At 66.2% G+C, this 14,036-nt stretch carries 16 protein-coding genes; 9 read left to right on the top strand and 7 right to left on the bottom strand.

The features are described from left to right. Positions 1-73 precede the first annotated feature (73 nt). Positions 74-2,077 (bottom strand): multicopper oxidase family protein, encoded by a 2,004-nt coding sequence (locus ACYVO7_RS23750; RefSeq protein WP_460452248.1) that lies wholly within the window; start codon positions 2,075-2,077, stop codon positions 74-76. A gap of 520 nt (positions 2,078-2,597) precedes the next feature. Here ACYVO7_RS23750 and ACYVO7_RS23745 point away from each other — a divergent pair. From ACYVO7_RS23745 to ACYVO7_RS23735, 3 genes are all read left to right on the top strand, one after another. Beyond that, positions 2,598-2,771, top strand: a complete 174-nt coding sequence (locus ACYVO7_RS23745) for a Flp family type IVb pilin (RefSeq protein WP_460452247.1) — start codon at positions 2,598-2,600, stop codon at positions 2,769-2,771. A gap of 170 nt (positions 2,772-2,941) precedes the next feature. Continuing rightward, positions 2,942-3,157, top strand: coding sequence for a DUF4214 domain-containing protein (locus tag ACYVO7_RS23740; RefSeq protein WP_460452246.1), 216 nt, complete (start codon positions 2,942-2,944; stop codon positions 3,155-3,157). 61 nt (positions 3,158-3,218) lie between these two features. After that, positions 3,219-3,440: a response regulator gene (locus ACYVO7_RS23735; RefSeq protein WP_460452245.1), complete on the top strand. Its 222-nt coding sequence runs from the start codon at positions 3,219-3,221 to the stop codon at positions 3,438-3,440. 67 nt (positions 3,441-3,507) lie between these two features. Here the strand turns inward: ACYVO7_RS23735 and ACYVO7_RS23730 are convergent, their stop codons facing one another. After that, positions 3,508-3,726: a hypothetical protein gene (locus tag ACYVO7_RS23730; protein ID WP_460452244.1), complete on the bottom strand. Its 219-nt coding sequence runs from the start codon at positions 3,724-3,726 to the stop codon at positions 3,508-3,510. Between the two features lie 787 nt (positions 3,727-4,513). On the opposite strand from ACYVO7_RS23730, the gene ACYVO7_RS23725 reads away from it, so the two are divergent. From ACYVO7_RS23725 to ACYVO7_RS23710, 4 genes are all read left to right on the top strand, one after another. Further along, entirely contained in the window at positions 4,514-5,071 is a 558-nt protein-coding gene (locus ACYVO7_RS23725; protein WP_460452243.1) for a hypothetical protein, read from the top strand. Between the two features lie 210 nt (positions 5,072-5,281). After that, positions 5,282-5,662 carry a nuclear transport factor 2 family protein gene (locus ACYVO7_RS23720; protein ID WP_460452242.1) on the top strand — a complete coding sequence of 127 codons (381 nt, stop codon included), beginning with the start codon at positions 5,282-5,284 and terminating at the stop codon, positions 5,660-5,662. 276 nt (positions 5,663-5,938) lie between these two features. Then, entirely contained in the window at positions 5,939-7,066 is a 1,128-nt protein-coding gene (locus tag ACYVO7_RS23715) for a trypsin-like serine peptidase (protein WP_460452241.1), read from the top strand. 820 nt (positions 7,067-7,886) lie between these two features. After that, positions 7,887-8,390 carry a Ros/MucR family transcriptional regulator gene (locus ACYVO7_RS23710; RefSeq protein WP_460452240.1) on the top strand — a complete coding sequence of 168 codons (504 nt, stop codon included), beginning with the start codon at positions 7,887-7,889 and terminating at the stop codon, positions 8,388-8,390. A 670-nt stretch (positions 8,391-9,060) separates the two neighbouring features. Here ACYVO7_RS23710 and ACYVO7_RS23705 read toward each other — a convergent pair. Next, on the bottom strand, positions 9,061-9,252 hold the full coding sequence (locus ACYVO7_RS23705) for a hypothetical protein (RefSeq protein ID WP_460452239.1): 192 nt from the start codon (positions 9,250-9,252) through the stop codon (positions 9,061-9,063). 205 nt (positions 9,253-9,457) lie between these two features. Here ACYVO7_RS23705 and ACYVO7_RS23700 point away from each other — a divergent pair, with 205 nt between their 5' ends. Both ACYVO7_RS23700 and ACYVO7_RS23695 read left to right on the top strand, forming a co-directional pair. Next, positions 9,458-9,934 (top strand): hypothetical protein, encoded by a 477-nt coding sequence (locus ACYVO7_RS23700; RefSeq protein WP_460452238.1) that lies wholly within the window; start codon positions 9,458-9,460, stop codon positions 9,932-9,934. 429 nt (positions 9,935-10,363) lie between these two features. Then, positions 10,364-10,867: a hypothetical protein gene (locus ACYVO7_RS23695; protein WP_460452237.1), complete on the top strand. Its 504-nt coding sequence runs from the start codon at positions 10,364-10,366 to the stop codon at positions 10,865-10,867. Positions 10,868-10,906: 39 nt separating this feature from the next. On the opposite strand, the gene ACYVO7_RS23690 is transcribed toward ACYVO7_RS23695, so the two are convergent. From ACYVO7_RS23690 to ACYVO7_RS23675, 4 genes are all read right to left on the bottom strand, one after another. Then, positions 10,907-11,587 carry an exopolysaccharide biosynthesis polyprenyl glycosylphosphotransferase gene (locus ACYVO7_RS23690; protein WP_460452236.1) on the bottom strand — a complete coding sequence of 227 codons (681 nt, stop codon included), beginning with the start codon at positions 11,585-11,587 and terminating at the stop codon, positions 10,907-10,909. 768 nt (positions 11,588-12,355) lie between these two features. Further along, the gene (locus ACYVO7_RS23685) at positions 12,356-12,823 is read right to left on the bottom strand and encodes a hypothetical protein (protein ID WP_460452235.1); all 468 of its coding nucleotides are present in this window, start codon (positions 12,821-12,823) and stop codon (positions 12,356-12,358) included. Positions 12,824-12,959: 136 nt separating this feature from the next. Then, entirely contained in the window at positions 12,960-13,427 is a 468-nt protein-coding gene (locus ACYVO7_RS23680; protein ID WP_460452234.1) for an HNH endonuclease, read from the bottom strand. After that, positions 13,424-14,036, bottom strand: a 613-nt coding sequence (locus ACYVO7_RS23675; protein WP_460452233.1) for a recombinase family protein, incomplete at its 5' end; no start/stop codon positions are given. The genes ACYVO7_RS23675 and ACYVO7_RS23680, both read right to left, overlap by 4 nt.

The following is a 14,036-nucleotide window of genomic DNA, read 5'->3' as shown; positions in this document are numbered from 1 at the left end:
ACTGCGCCTCGCTTTGCTGCGATCGCAACGGGTTGACGCTGGCGGTCCAGCTGCGCCCGCCGACCTGATCCGATCAGAGCAGAACCGGCTCGGTCACGGTGAAGGGCCGCATCATGTCGTGGTCCTCGTGCGAGAGGATGTGGCAATGCCAGACATAGCCGCCGGGCCTGTCGAAGGTGGCGACGATCGACATCATCTGGTGCGGGTCGACCTCGACCGTGTCCTGCCAGCCCGTCTCTTCAGGCCGTAAGGCGACCGGATCGCCAATCCAGATGTCCGCCTTGGCGTAGTTGTGCGCCTCCCCGGGCGCCACGGCGCCGTAGGTAATGACGCCATCGTGATTGGCGTCGTCCGGGACTCCGTTGTCGTCGCTGTCCTGGAAGTCCATCTGGCGCTTCGCTACGACCTGGAACTGCACGAGGTGGAGGTGGATCGGGTGGCTGTCGGCGGTGAAGTTGAACACCTGCCAGTCCTCCGTCGTGAACAGCGTCGGTGTCTCGGTCGTGGGCGCCTGATACTCCAGGGGACCGAAGGTTTCGCCGTCGTGCAGCGCCGTGCGGCTGGTGCGGAGCGGCCCCTCCTCGGCCGTGCCCAGCAGCGGCATGGTCCGGCCATACTCGTCCTGTTGCTCGAACAAGCCGAGGCGGCGGACATGGGCCGCCTGATCGGCGACGCCGTCGTGATCCGCGTCGGCCGTCAGATCCTGGCGCTGCGCCGCGAGCGGCGTCCCGTCCGTCACGGTGGCGTGCTGCGCTGGCAGGCGCATGTCCACCGTGAACTGCATGACGTTGCCGACCGGATCGGCGGCGGTCGCCGCGCGCCCGTCGCCGGCGAGCTCGCCACTCGGCGCGAAGCCCTGGAAGGGCGAGAACGCCGGGCCGACATTCTGCAGGTGGACGGCGTGGGTCGTCTCGCCTGGACCGCGGTGGACGTTGGCGAAGTCGAACACCAGCTCGACGCGGTCGCCCGGGGCCAGGACCAAGGCCTCGCTTTGCTCCTGCACGCCGTCGCCGTCCATGATCGTGACCGCGCGCGAAAGCAGGCCGCCATCCGTGCCGACGAGCGTGACTTTCACGTCCGGGTCGTCGAGCTTCAGCACATAGAAGCGTGAATCGGAGCCGTTGAGCAGGCGGAACTCATAGGTGCCGGCCGCGACGGTTTGATCGGGCCACGCCATGCCATTGACCAGGATGGTGTCGCCGAAGAACTCCGGCACGGCCGAGGGCAGTTCGGAATGGCCCGGATAGCGCACGGGATCAAAGAAGTCCCCGGCCACGTCCCTGACCCGCATCGGCGAGCCGTCGTCCTTCACCTGGCCCGCCAGGGCGTCGTCGGCGTAGGCCGGATAATAGAGCCGCCCGGTGGCGGTGAAGGCGCGGTCCTGGATGGCCATGCCGATGTCGTGGCTTGCATCCGGGAGCGCGCCGGAGTCGACCAGGCCAAGGCGCTCCTGGTTTTCCAGGATGTAGAAGCCTGCGAGGCCCGCATAGACATTGAGCCGGGTGAGGCCCAGAGCGTGGTCATGGTACCACAGCGTGGCCGCCTGCTGGTCGTTGGGGTAGACGGCCGTCGCGCTGACGAAGCTCGGTCCGACGTCGCGAGGGCCGTTCGCCCCGCGCCCGCCCGTCTGGGTGAACCACTGGTCGGGCAGACCGTCGAAGGCTGAAGCGCTATGGCCGCCATGCAGATGGGTGACGGTCGGGACGAACCCAGCCGACAGACGATGGGATGGCGGGTCGGCGACGTCGATCGCGGCGTCGACCGGCAGGATATGCCCGGCGATGGGCAGCTTGTTCTGCCAGGCGATCGTGACCGGATGGCCCTCATAGGCCAGGATCGTCGGCCCGGGATAGGTGGTCGTCGCGCCGGCGCCGTAGCCCCAGACGGTCGTGTGCAGGGGATCGCCGTCCGCGTCGTACAGGCCCAGGAACTGAGACGTCTCCCGGATCTGCAGGGCGACATGGCCGCGATGCAGCGTGTCGATCACCGGCGGGATCGGCAGACTGTTCTGATAGGCGTGTTGGGCGAACTGGAGGTCGGCGCTGTACTGGCCCCGCGGCGTCGGCTTTCTGGCCATGGCCTGTCCCCCTCGCGAACTCGGCTGCGTTCAGTCTCCCCCGACGCAGGACCGGTGTCGCGGGTGCTGCCTTCACCGACCATACCCGCGTGCCCGGCGGCGACTATGGTTTCATTGATGCTGAACGCGCGCCATGCCAATCGCGACCGCCTGATGGGTGAGACGCGGTCTGAATCCTTTGGCTGATCGATGCGGCAAGACCTAAACCGACGAGCCAGTTAAGTCGGCGGGGGCCCACGGGCGCTGCGCATCGCCTCCGGGCCGCTTCGCCCCGGCCGGCGCCCGCGGCGATGCCACCCCTGAGGGCTGGCCGGCGTTGACCCACAGCTTCGTCGACGCGGGACCTCATCCCCCGCTCGGACCTGAAGCGCGGGTCCCCCGGGCTGCGGGTTCGCCTTATAGCTCGCGTCGGGAACGTTCTTCGCGTGTCCGGCGTCTCTTCGCTGACTTTCATCACTCATTTGTACGAATGATCAATATCCAGCGTATTAGCTCAACGGCAGTCAATCGGAGTTGAGTGATGCCGCACCTCCTGAAACGGTTTCTCGCAGATGAGGCCGGAGCCACAGCCATTGAGTATGGGCTCATCGCCGCCATTATAGCCGTTGGTATGATCGCGGCCCTTCGGGGATTGAAGTCAAATCTAAACTCAACCTACGGCAGAATCAGCAGCAACGTGGCGACAGCGAACTGATCTCTCATCCCGGGAGGCGAGCGGCCGCTGATCCAGACGCTGGTCGACCCGAGTTTGCCCCACGCGCTGCGACGCGCGGACGCGGCCTGGCCGCACCAGCCCGGCCTAGCTGCTTGGGCGATCGCGACGGTCGGGCCCGCCACACGCCCAGGAGCGACTTAGGCCGCCACATGGGGCCCGGTGAGAACCCGTTTGAGCTCCGCTGGCGTGAACGTTTGTACATGAATGTGCTTGACCGGCCAGGCGACACGGGCGGGATATCGTTCTGGACCAGCTTGCTTGATCAGGGGACGACTCGCGGTGATGTGCTCTTGGGCTTTTCGGAGTCGCACGAGAACATACTCAAGACGGCAAGTGCGACAGATAACGGGATAATCTTGCTCTGAGCAAACGACGCCCTTGCCCCTGAACGCTTCCCAGCGGCGGAAAGCAAGACCGAGGTAAGCCGTGGGTTCCGATCTCGTCATGCCGGGAGACATGGACGGCCTTGACCTGGCGCGCGCGGTCGCGGCCCGGTTCGGCGACCTGCCGGTGGTGCTCATGACCGGCTACAGCGAGGCGGCGACGCGGGCGACCGCGGAGGGCTTCACCCTGCTCCTGAAGCCCTATGAGCCTCCGGTTCTGGCCCAAGCCGTCGAGCGCGCGGCGCGGTGCGCGGCGGCGCCGTGACGCCGCCGGCCTAGGGTCCGCCGGCCGGCCGAACCCCGAGGCGACCCTGCGCATGCCGAGGGCAGGCTCAGAGCGCCCGCATCATGGCGGACAGGATCCAGACCAGAAACGCCGCCCAACCAAGGGTCAGGAGCCCCGCGCCGGCGAGCACGAGCGTCGTGACGGAAGGGCCGGACCGGACCTTTCCAGCCGGTTCCGCGGCGTGCGCGCGTGGCGCCAAAGGGGCGCGCGGAGCCTTGTCGCTGTCCTGATCTAAGACGCCGCGCAAACCAAAACGGGTGCTCATGATCGCCTCCGGGCCACTCCGCCCTCGCCCCCGCAAGAGGCGCGCCAGCGGGACGGCCCAGACGCGTGACCGTGTCGGTGACCCGCAAACTCGCGTCGCCCGCCTGAGTGGCTGCCGCCGTCGGCGATCGCGACCGGGATCGGTCAGCGCGGTCGCCGGAAAGGCCCTCGCCGGGCGATGGCCCGCGCCGCGCCGGCGTGCCGGTAAGGGCGCGCTCCGGCCAGGCCGCCGACCGCGGCTGCGCAGCGGCTGGGCCAATGGGACCTGCTGAGCAGGGGCGGACCGCGCTGATCGGCGCATCGCGGGAAGCGCCTGAGCGGCGCAGGGCGGGCGACCAAGCGATCGCGGCCCAGAACCGGCCAATCGAAGCAGATCAGAGACCACTCGGAACCGTCCCGGACGGCGAGGAGCGAGAGCGGTGGGATGGGCGGGGGGGCGGTGCGCGGCGCTGCAAAACGCGACGTCGGTGGCGAGCCTTCTGATCACCACCGACGCGATGGTGGCCGACAGGCCCAGCCATGAGGCCTCCACCGCCATGCCGGCGGGCGGCGGCATGGGCGGCATGGGCGTCTAGCGCAGGGGAAGCGCGGGAGCCTGCTCGGTCTCCCGCGGCCGGCATCGCGGAACGGCTGTCCGCTGTCCTGACCGCCGGGGGCGGAGGGCCATCCTCGCCGAGCTTGGGCGGCGGGATGCGACTGCTCCCGTCTCGTTCGGGGGTATAATGGCGCTGCGCCGGCGTGCAGCGCCATTCGCGAGACGCGCGAGACCTCAACCTTGGGAGAGCGCCATGAACCTGTGCAGAAACTGGTGCGTTGCGGCATCGATCGCCCTGGCGGCGAGTTCCTGGGCTGACAGCCCAGCCCTGTCCCAACATAAACACATCTCTGACGAGGAGTTGCTGAACCTTCTCAAGGAGGCCGCGCCCCCGAGCGTCTTTGCCGGGGCCACGGTCCTTAACATGGCGCCGGACGGGACCATGAAGGTGGTCCGCGAGGGCAACAACGGTTGGACCTGCATGGACCCCAGCGGAACCGATCCGATGTGCGCTGACGCCGGTGGGATGGAGTGGGGCAAGGCTTATATGGCGAAAGGACCGGCGCCGCAGAAGCTTGGATTCATCTACATGCTTCGGGGCGACAACGGCGCGAGCAACACTGATCCCTATGCCACCCGTGAAACGCCTGACAACAACTGGATCAAGACCGGGTCCCACGTCATGATCGTCGGGGCCGAAGCCAAGTCGATGATCCAGAGCTACCCCCATTCGCCCAAGGCCGACCCGACCAAACCCTATGTGATGTGGGCGGGGACGCTCTATGAGCACCTGATGCTTCCCGTGAAATAAGAACGGGGGCAGGCTTTGTGGCAGGTCAGCTTGAGTTTTGCGCATCGCAAGGCTGCGGGCGCGTGCGCAGGCGCGTCCGCCGCCCCGTCGCGCCGGCCTGAAGTCCCGTCGAGGTTGCGCCGCGCCTCGGGCGTCGCCGCTGCTGCGGCCTTCCGGTTGGCGTCAGCGTCATGAGAGTGCATCCTCATGGGCGGTTTCTGGAGCGACCCGATGAACAAGCCTGGTCAGGTGACGACAGACTTCCTCGACGCCTTCGCCGACGCCTGGAACCGGCACGACACGGACGCGATCCTCGCGATGATGACCGAGGACTGCCTGTTCCAGGCGAGCCGGGGCCCGGACGTCGAGGGGACCCGCTACAAGGGAGCGAGCGCCGTCAGGGCGGGAATTGAGGCGGTCTTCGCCGCCTTTCCGGACGCCCGCTGGAACGAACCTCGCCATTTCGTCGCGGGAGATCGTGGCCTGTCGGAGTGGCGGTTCACCGGCGCCGGGCCGGATGGTCGGCGCGCCGACGTGCTCGGCTGCGACGTGTTCACGTTCGAAGACGGCAAGATCAGCGTCAAGAACTCGTTCCGCAAGCAGCGGATATGACGTCGGCCGCAGGACGGAGCCGCCGGTGACAGCAGGCGCCGCAGCGGCTCACGATCGTCGCCGCCCCGTCCCCGACATGGAAGACCTCGTTGAGGCTGCGCCGCTCCTCCGGCGTCGCCGCAGCCGGATCGACCAACGCCGTCCGACACGAGGCAGCGCTATTCACATTCAGCCGCTCGGCAGGCTCGCGCCGCTGACGTGAGTTCGCTCACAGTCCGCGGTCGGCTTCGGCGCTAGTCTCCGCGTGGGGGCTTTCACAGACGGTGGAGCTTAGCGATGGACGAGTCCGGCCATCTCGCACCCATTCCTGCGTCTCAATTGGCGACATACGTCGCCGAGGCGACGGCCCAGACGGAGCGTCCGGCATCGCGCGGCGGTCCAGCGGCGAAAAGCTTCTACGTCATCGGAACCAGCGAAAAACCGACGCCGAAAATGAAGGTCGAACCGGTGGACGCATCGTCCAGCGCAGCTGGCCTTTGGCGTGTGACAGTCGACCTGCAGGGGGCGCAAGAAAGTCCGCTGCTCGGGCGAGGCGTAAGCGAGGTGGCTCCACAGGTCCGTGCAAGCGCCCCGCATGGCAAGCGGGGCCTTGCGAGCTTTAGGCCGACGGGACCCGCGACCGCGGTGAAGCCTAAGACGGAACGGCCCGTGGGCCTCACGCTTCACGAATTTCGAGGCCGCCGGTACCGGCCCCTCTATGTCTTCGGCTCGGACGACCGGCACGTGTTGACGGACACCAGCTGGCCGTGGCTGTGCGTCGGAAAGGTCGAGACAAGCGACGGCGCGTCCGGCTCCGGCGCCCTCGTCGGCGGTCGGGTCATGCTGACCGCCCGCCATGTCCGTCCGGCGCGCAGCATTGAAGCCGGAAGCGGGTGGATGAAGTTCACGCCGCACAAATTCGACGGCATGGAGCCGTTCGGATCGTCCTTCGTCAGCGACCTGCACTCGTTTAAGACCACCGGCGACAGCGAATTTGATGTCGCGCACGACTACATGGTCTGCCGCCTGTATGAGCCGCTCGGGGAGCGCCTCGGCTTCTTCGGGGCGGCGCACTACTCCGACGATTGGGAGGATGATGGCGTCTGGGCCAGCGTCGGCTACCCCGATCAGATCGCGTCGGGTGGTCGTCCCGTCGTTGAACTGAACGCCTCGATCGAAGAGGACTACTCGGCAGGCGACGGCCTGGTGCTCGAAACCGAAGCCGACCTGACGCCCGGCAATTCAGGCGGTCCGTTTTGGGCATGGTTCGACGGCATGGATCCCAGAATCGTGGCCGTGACCTCAGGCGAGATGGACTTCGCGACCTCCCTGGGGCTCGTCGATATCCACGATCATGACAATGCGCTGGCCGGCGGCCCCGCCATGGTCGACATCGTTCGCTGGGCGAGGGACCATCACAAGTAGCTGTGCGGCGAACGCGATCCAACGTGCATCGACGGCGACAGGTCGGCGGCTCCAAGGCGAGCCGCCGGCCTGCGAACGGGCGTGAGGTCCGTTGGGCCAGCCGATCGACAGAGATCATAGAGGGCGAGCGGCTCGAACAGGTCCAATCACCCGCCGGATCGCGAAGCTTAGCCGCTGCGAACCCTCATCGGCAGACGCCCCCCGCGCCTCATCTCGCTGAGGCTGCCGACACGCCGGCGCGCTTACGGGCGTTGAGTGAGGAACGGCGCTGCGGCCTGCGCCGCCGCCTGCCTCTCCAGCACGCGTCCCAGCGCCGCCGTGACCCGCGGAGTCAGGGCGCGGCAGCCTCGGGCGACTGCGCCGTCGACGCCAGCCGCAAGGCGGCCGCATCCTCCGAGGAGCCGAACTCGACCGAGAGGCCGCGTCGGCCGCAGCTGAGCCGCCAGCTGCGCGCCGCCGCGCGCCAGCGGCCTTCGCGACCGCGCAGGGCTACAAGCGTTCAAGCGTCGCCGCTGATGCGGCGAAGGCGCGCTTTGCTGCGCGACGCTGCACCGGCTGCACGCCGCTGCGTCGGTTGCGCGCCGCGCGCGGTCACTGGGCAAATGACAGGTTTAATCGGCAAAGCCGGCTTACAACATTCGCATGACCAGAGGCTGGATTTGAGACCTTCTGGTCTAGACCGCTCGGCGCGAAGCAGAACGCTGGTGGGTCAAGCCCGCCGGTCTAAGGAGAAACTCTCCCCGACATAAAGGATTATCCCACCGCGCCCGTCGCCCGGTTGCAAATTGAACTGTCCAGATCCGTTTCGAGGAGCGCAAGGATGACGGACCATGTCAGCGGCGATCTCGAATACGTGGCCGATATCGTGACGGCCTACCTCTCGAACAATCCTGTGGCGGCAAGCGCAATTCCCGAACTAATCATGACGGTTCACGACGCTCTCGCCGCAGCCCGCGCGGCGGCCCTTCAGCACTCTGCGCCCGATCGGAAGCCGGCGGTGCCGGTCAAGCGGTCGATCACGCCGGAGGCGATCATCTGCTTGGAGGATGGCAGGAGATTTAAGTCCCTGAAGCGGCATCTTGCGACCCAGTATGGTTTGACGCCGGCGCAATACCGGGCGCGATGGGCACTTCCGAGCGACTACCCTATGGTGGCTCCCAATTACGCCGCCTCGCGGGCCGAAATGGCCAAGGCGTCGGGCCTAGGGCAGTCACGCCGCAAAAGGCAGGAGCCCGGGCCGGAGCCTCAAACGTCCAGCGGCGTGGGGCAGGCCTCGGACGATCCGCAATCGGCGCAGCCCAACGGTCCGACCGATCCTGGCTGAGCGGGACGACGCGCGCTGACCACGGCCGTTTAAGGCTCATACGCTACGGACAGCGGCCGTGCGCCGATGTCACACCAGCTTGCGCCGAGGCCAACGCGGCCGATGACGCCAGCAAACGCCTGAACGTCGCGGACGCACTTTCCGCAGGAGAGGACGGCGGATGCGTCGTCCCGGGCATGATCACCCGGTCGAGATCGGCGAAGATCCGCTCCATGCTCTCGCCCTCGGCCCGGGGGCTCGCCGAAGGGCGGCGGAGAGGGATCCCGGGGCGGTCTGGGCCCGCACCGGCCGCGCCCGGAGACCGGCGAGGCAATCGGCCGACCAATGGGCGGCTGGATCGCCCGCTGGCGAAAGACGTGCAGGTCCATGTCGTGCTCCTGGCCGCGTACCGGCCCGCATCTTCGCCCTGTCAGGGGCGACAAGAACAAGCCTCGGCGAGCCGCGGAGAGCGGCTAGAGGCCATCCTGGCGCTCGCCGCAGGGGGCCATGCTTAGCATTTGCGCAGGACGCTTCCGTTTCACCCAAGCGCGCGACACGCCCCGCCATCAACGGCCTGTGACACAGTTTCCCTTGATCATGACGATTGTTCGCGCTCAAACTGCCGCACGATTCGGCCGTAACGAGTGGTGAACGGCAACGAGTCGTGAACGGCGCAGAACGCTGTTTCCATTCAGCGAACCGGGTCGTCCTCTCGGCGAGTCGAGACCATGCGGCGTAGCTCCGCCACGCGGGCCTGGTTCAAGTCGTCATCATGGAGGTCGCCGCAATCGACGCTCGTAAGACCGCGTCGGTGAGCCTCTCGAAGCGCGCTGACGATCCACAGCATCAACGCCTCGTCGTCAAAGATTTCGAATGGCAGCATGGACCTTCCCCGTGAACACCCATTTCAACCATGGAACCCACATAGGTCCTATTCGTGCAAATGGACTATGCGCCACGTGCCCCTCACTAAGTGTTGGACTTTGTGCAATTTTATGAGATACTAAAATCAACTTCTCGAACGCAGGGTCGAGGTGGAGATCTCCTAAGATCGCGACGCGGCGTTCAGACGGAACTTGGAACCAGTGATGCACTCTGACGAAGAACACCTTCGCAAGGATTCAGTTTCCGAAGGGACGCATACGAAGGCGCCGCAACGACCCTTGAGCGTCTTGCGGTCTTTGCGGGATGAGCTTAGGGCGAGGCTGTTGCATGAGGTGGCCGATTTTCGAGTGTATGTCGCGCTCGAAAAAGCCATCGCCACCATCGAAGAGGCGGAAGCGGCTGAGCCTAAAGGAAATCGAACGCCCCGCGTCCGCGAATTGGCGCGGAAGCTTCTTGAAGAAAGTGGGCCGCTCAGCACCAACGAGATCGTCGACAAGCTGCATGGCCTGGGCGCTCACACCACGGTCAACTCGGTTTCCTCAAGCCTCTCGCAGGCGTCCGACTTTGTGAATGTGATGTTGAACGGGAGCAGACACTGGTGGATCGCCGGACGGCCCATGCCGGCGGGAATAGAAATCCAGTCTGCAAGGGACGCCCGAGCGAGGAAACGAGCGCGCTAGCGTTGCGCTGTGGTTTCGGCTCGGCGGCGAGCCGTCCGCTCTCGCCCGCAGCCGGGAGGCTGGTGGCGACAAAATCCAAGACATCTTTCTCGTGGCTTTCTGTACCAGCGGTACCGGTGAACACAGTCCCGCGATCGACGACTCGCTCTGGGCCACGCTCACGGGCGGCGGCAGACAGCGGCAGGCCTCGTGGAATGACGTCGCTGAAGTGAGCGACCTGATCGCCGAATAACGGTCAGCTCAAAACGCGGAAGCCTCGAGCGCTCTGCCCGAGCCCAAGTCATCATGATCTCGCGGGAGGCGGGGAGATGGTCGTCTACTATGTTCTCGCGTCGCTGGCGGGAGCGCTTTTAGGCGGTCTGATTGGAGGGCTGTGCGGAAATCAGCTGCTGACGTGGGGCTTGGCGCTCATCTTGGGCAACGCCGCTTTTGGGACGGCGCTACTATATCGAATTTACTGCGGTTACGCCCGCGAAGGCCGACAGTAATATTGGCGACCGGGACTTTAAGGCCTTAGGTCCGCTGCTATTGGCTCGTCTTTCGTTTGGGAAAAAGACGAAATTTACGGAAAATCGCCCATCGCGTAACAATTCCTTAACAGCGCTGGCTCCAGATGTTCTGGAGAATGCGAGGTTAGCGATGGCGGCTTTGTATGCGCTTGTTTCCATTGCGGGCGGACTGGCCGGCGGTGCGGCAGGCGCGATGCTGGGTGGAGCGCTGTGGGGCCTTGGCGGCGCCGTTATAGGCGGCAATGGCCTTGCTCTTCTGGCCGGCGCAGTGATTGCGTGCGGAGACGGGCATCGCCGGTCTGTCGCCTTGGATGAGCACGCCGATGAACTGGTGCGCGTGCTGCGCGAGTCGCTTCCGCAACAAGCACCGGTTTACCCATCTGAGCCGACCCAAACGCTCCGAAGCAACCAGTCTCGCCGCTGACACACCGGACTGCATCAATCCGGCGGCGCAAAGCTCGCTTTAATAAGCGCGCGACGAACTCACCACCTCAACGACCGTCTTCAGCAAGATCTTGCAATCGAGCATCAGCGAGCAGTGGCGCACATACCACAGATCGAGCTCGACCCGTTTCGCCATCAGTTCGACGGACGGCGTCTCTCCCCTGGCCCCGTTGACCTGAGCCCACCCGGTCAGGCCCGGCTTGACCAAACGGCGCTTGGGGTAGTCAGGAATGATGCTGTCGTAATGCTGATCGTGAGCCACCGCATGCGGTCGGGGGCCGACGAGCGACATTTCCCCACGAACCACGTTGATCAATTGAGGAAGCTCATCAAGGCTTGTTTTCCTGAGAAATCGCCCGAGCTTCGTGACGCGCGGATCATCGCGTTTGGCTTGCACGACCACGGCTCCATTGTCCTGGACGTGCATCGTGCGGAACTTGTAGATCTGAAACCGTCTGCTTTTCAGCCCTAGGCGGTGCTGACGAAACAACACCGGTCCCTCGGAATCCCATTTGATTGCAGCGGCGATCACCAACAACGCCGGCGCAAGCACAAGCAGACCAACAGCCGCGATCACAATGTCGAGCAAGCGCTTGCTGGACCAGTCGACGGTAGTGCGACGGGCGCTGACGTCGACAGTGATAGCGCCCGAAGGCTTGCTGGCGCCGAGACTGTCTGTGTTGAAGATGCCGAAACCCATCCGCGTAAACCTATTTCAAGATGTCAGGAGCCTGGCTCTGCATCCGCCATCGAACATGTCGGCATCTGCCGCTTTGATTGGAGAGTACAGTCGAACCAATCGCCCATCAGGCTGGCGCGTCTTGGTGACTACTGGCCATTGATGACCCGCGTCAGTGGCGCGTGATAAGATGTCTCAATGTGAAGCATGGATCCCCCCTCGCTCGCTGAACATGAAACACATTTCCGCGCTCCGGACTATTAATGCAAAAGGCGTACCTGTGGCGAACGCAATCATAGGAGGGCGGGGCGACTCCAAAACATCAAAAGCACACCCCGACCTAAATCAAGCGGAGAAGCCCACGATTGCGCATTAATAATAGTGATGCTTGTTGGGGACAACCCGTTGAATCACCTAGGTCGTCATTGCGCGCGGCGAGACAGGGCGTCAGGTCATGGATGTCCGAGCGGCGCAGCTGGAAGCGGATCGATTAAACGCACGTTGCCGAAAATGCGATCACGTTGATTCAAAGAGACGCGAGAGGAATTAATATCGCCGTTAATCCTCAATGTGAGAGGCGAATTGAGAGTTTCCGCGTGCACGCAGCGGGTTCTCGCAGAGGTGCTAGCCGGCTTGCGACAGTGCCAATTGGTTCCTGGCGGCGGCACTCAGCTCTTTGTGCTTCACCTCTAATCGGCTGGGCCTAGCGCGCGCAATCTGATGGCGGCTCGGGCGCATGCACCCAGACGCCGCTCAAGGTGAACAGCCTAGCATTGAAATGGCCTGTGCTCATCTTTCCGAGACGTTTCCCGCTCCTGACAAGCTCCGTGCTAAGGCCAAGCTGACTCGCGGCGCGAGGCCGCGACAAGCCTCGCCCGACTGCGCCGCAGAGCTGAGCTGCAGCGCCGGCGCGTCCTCCGACCTGCCGAAGTCGACGGAGACGCCGCGCCGCCCGCAGGACAGCTGCCAGGTTAGCGCCGCCGACGCCAGCGGCATGGCCGTGGTTTCGCCGCAGCGGCCGGTGATGGTGAGTGCGCCGCCTTCGACACGGAATCGTGCGTTCAGCGCGCTGTGCTCCTCAGGGGTCGCCGCGGCGGGATCGACCAAAGCCGTGATGAGGTCGAGGTTGCGCCGCGCGCGCGCTTCCACGCGGGCAGTCTCGTCCGCCTCGCGCTGTACTTCCGGCTCGGGCCTGCCGGTGCGCTCCGATCCCGACCAGACGAGGGCGCCTGCGCCGACCGCCGCGATAGCCAGCATGATGGGCCAGAGCGGGCGACGGCGGGGGAGGGAAGCGCGGCGCGAGCGGGCGTCCTTCAGATCGACGCAAGGCGGGGCTGAGGCCGTTGCGCCGCCGCTCGGGCCGGAGTCGAAGTTGAATGCCAGGTCGGCTTGCTCACTCGGATCCGCTCGGGCGGCCAGGGGAGGCCGGCTGGTCGGCGTCCGGGGCGCCCGCGGCGTGGTCCGGCTCCGCAGCGTGGGCGTTCTCGTCATGGTGGTCCTCCTCTGGGGCGGGGGGCGGCGCGTAGCGCCGGGTCAGCTCGCCGGCCAGGGTCCGCTTCCACGGCGAGGCGCGGCCGCAGGGCAGGGGCGTGGGCGAGCGGTGAGCCCCCCAATGGCGCGCCTCGATGCGCTTGGCCTTAGCCACGGCGCTGACGTCGCGGCGGGTTTTCTGCCGATGGCAGGGCGCGCACACGACCTGCAGATTGTCGGGCTCGTCGCGGCCGCCCAAGGCGAGCGGCACGACGTGGTCGAGGTCCCAGCGCTGGCCCGGCCGGATGCGGCCGCCGCAGCGGGCGCAGTGCCCCAGCCGGCGCAGGAAGATGGCCAGCCGCTCCTGCGTGGTGTAGCGCCGCCGGCTCATGACGCCGCTCCCAGGGTCGGCGCCGCGACGCGGCCGCAATGGCGCGCCCACGCCGCCTCGGCCCGGCGCGTCTCATCGCCGTTCAGCCCGGCCAGGCGGGCGGCGAACTCCTCGCGGATCTCGTCCAGGGTGGCCTGGTCGAAGCCGCAGCACAGGGCGTCGTCATAGTCCTCCGCTGCTCCTCGCTCCGCCCACGCAGCCTCGGCGCAGGCCGCCGCAGCCGGCGGCACCTCCGCCCGCGGCCCGACCTTGCGAAATTCCAGCGCAGATCCCGGCGACGCCGCGCCGCTCGCCTCGAAGCCCTCGCGGCCGGCCCCGCCCGGCCCGGCGCCGAACAGATGGGCGGGCGCGGGCGCGCGGGCGGCAAAGCCGGAGCCCTCGACTTCCTCGCGCAGATAGAGCCCGCCGAGCACGTCGGGAAAGCCGTCGCGCAGGGCGAAGGCCCGGGCCCGCATCTGCAGCATGCGTTTGGGATATTCGCTCCACGGCCCGGCCTTGCCCCACACCCGCGCCCGGATGGCGTCGGCGGTGTCGAAGCTGCGCACCAGCCAGCTTCGCTCGCCCTTGCGCCGGACCTGGCAGACGGCGGTCCAGCTCGCCTCGCCGTCG

The organism is Alsobacter sp. SYSU BS001988 (assembly GCF_054796215.1).
This window is presented reverse-complemented; position numbering and strand designations above follow the sequence as displayed.

Coding starts and splice junctions, on each gene's coding strand:
- ACYVO7_RS23705 (WP_460452239.1), bottom strand. CDS start 9,252: ATGCTGCCATTCGAAATCTTTGACGACGAGGCGTTGATGCTGTGGATC.
- ACYVO7_RS23745 (WP_460452247.1), top strand. CDS start 2,598: ATGCCGCACCTCCTGAAACGGTTTCTCGCAGATGAGGCCGGAGCCACA.
- ACYVO7_RS23725 (WP_460452243.1), top strand. CDS start 4,514: ATGAACCTGTGCAGAAACTGGTGCGTTGCGGCATCGATCGCCCTGGCG.
- ACYVO7_RS23730 (WP_460452244.1), bottom strand. CDS start 3,726: ATGAGCACCCGTTTTGGTTTGCGCGGCGTCTTAGATCAGGACAGCGAC.
- ACYVO7_RS23740 (WP_460452246.1), top strand. CDS start 2,942: ATGGGGCCCGGTGAGAACCCGTTTGAGCTCCGCTGGCGTGAACGTTTG.
- ACYVO7_RS23710 (WP_460452240.1), top strand. CDS start 7,887: ATGACGGACCATGTCAGCGGCGATCTCGAATACGTGGCCGATATCGTG.
- ACYVO7_RS23680 (WP_460452234.1), bottom strand. CDS start 13,427: ATGAGCCGGCGGCGCTACACCACGCAGGAGCGGCTGGCCATCTTCCTG.
- ACYVO7_RS23690 (WP_460452236.1), bottom strand. CDS start 11,587: ATGGGTTTCGGCATCTTCAACACAGACAGTCTCGGCGCCAGCAAGCCT.
- ACYVO7_RS23685 (WP_460452235.1), bottom strand. CDS start 12,823: ATGCTGGCTATCGCGGCGGTCGGCGCAGGCGCCCTCGTCTGGTCGGGA.
- ACYVO7_RS23750 (WP_460452248.1), bottom strand. CDS start 2,077: ATGGCCAGAAAGCCGACGCCGCGGGGCCAGTACAGCGCCGACCTCCAG.
- ACYVO7_RS23715 (WP_460452241.1), top strand. CDS start 5,939: ATGGACGAGTCCGGCCATCTCGCACCCATTCCTGCGTCTCAATTGGCG.
- ACYVO7_RS23700 (WP_460452238.1), top strand. CDS start 9,458: ATGCACTCTGACGAAGAACACCTTCGCAAGGATTCAGTTTCCGAAGGG.
- ACYVO7_RS23720 (WP_460452242.1), top strand. CDS start 5,282: ATGAACAAGCCTGGTCAGGTGACGACAGACTTCCTCGACGCCTTCGCC.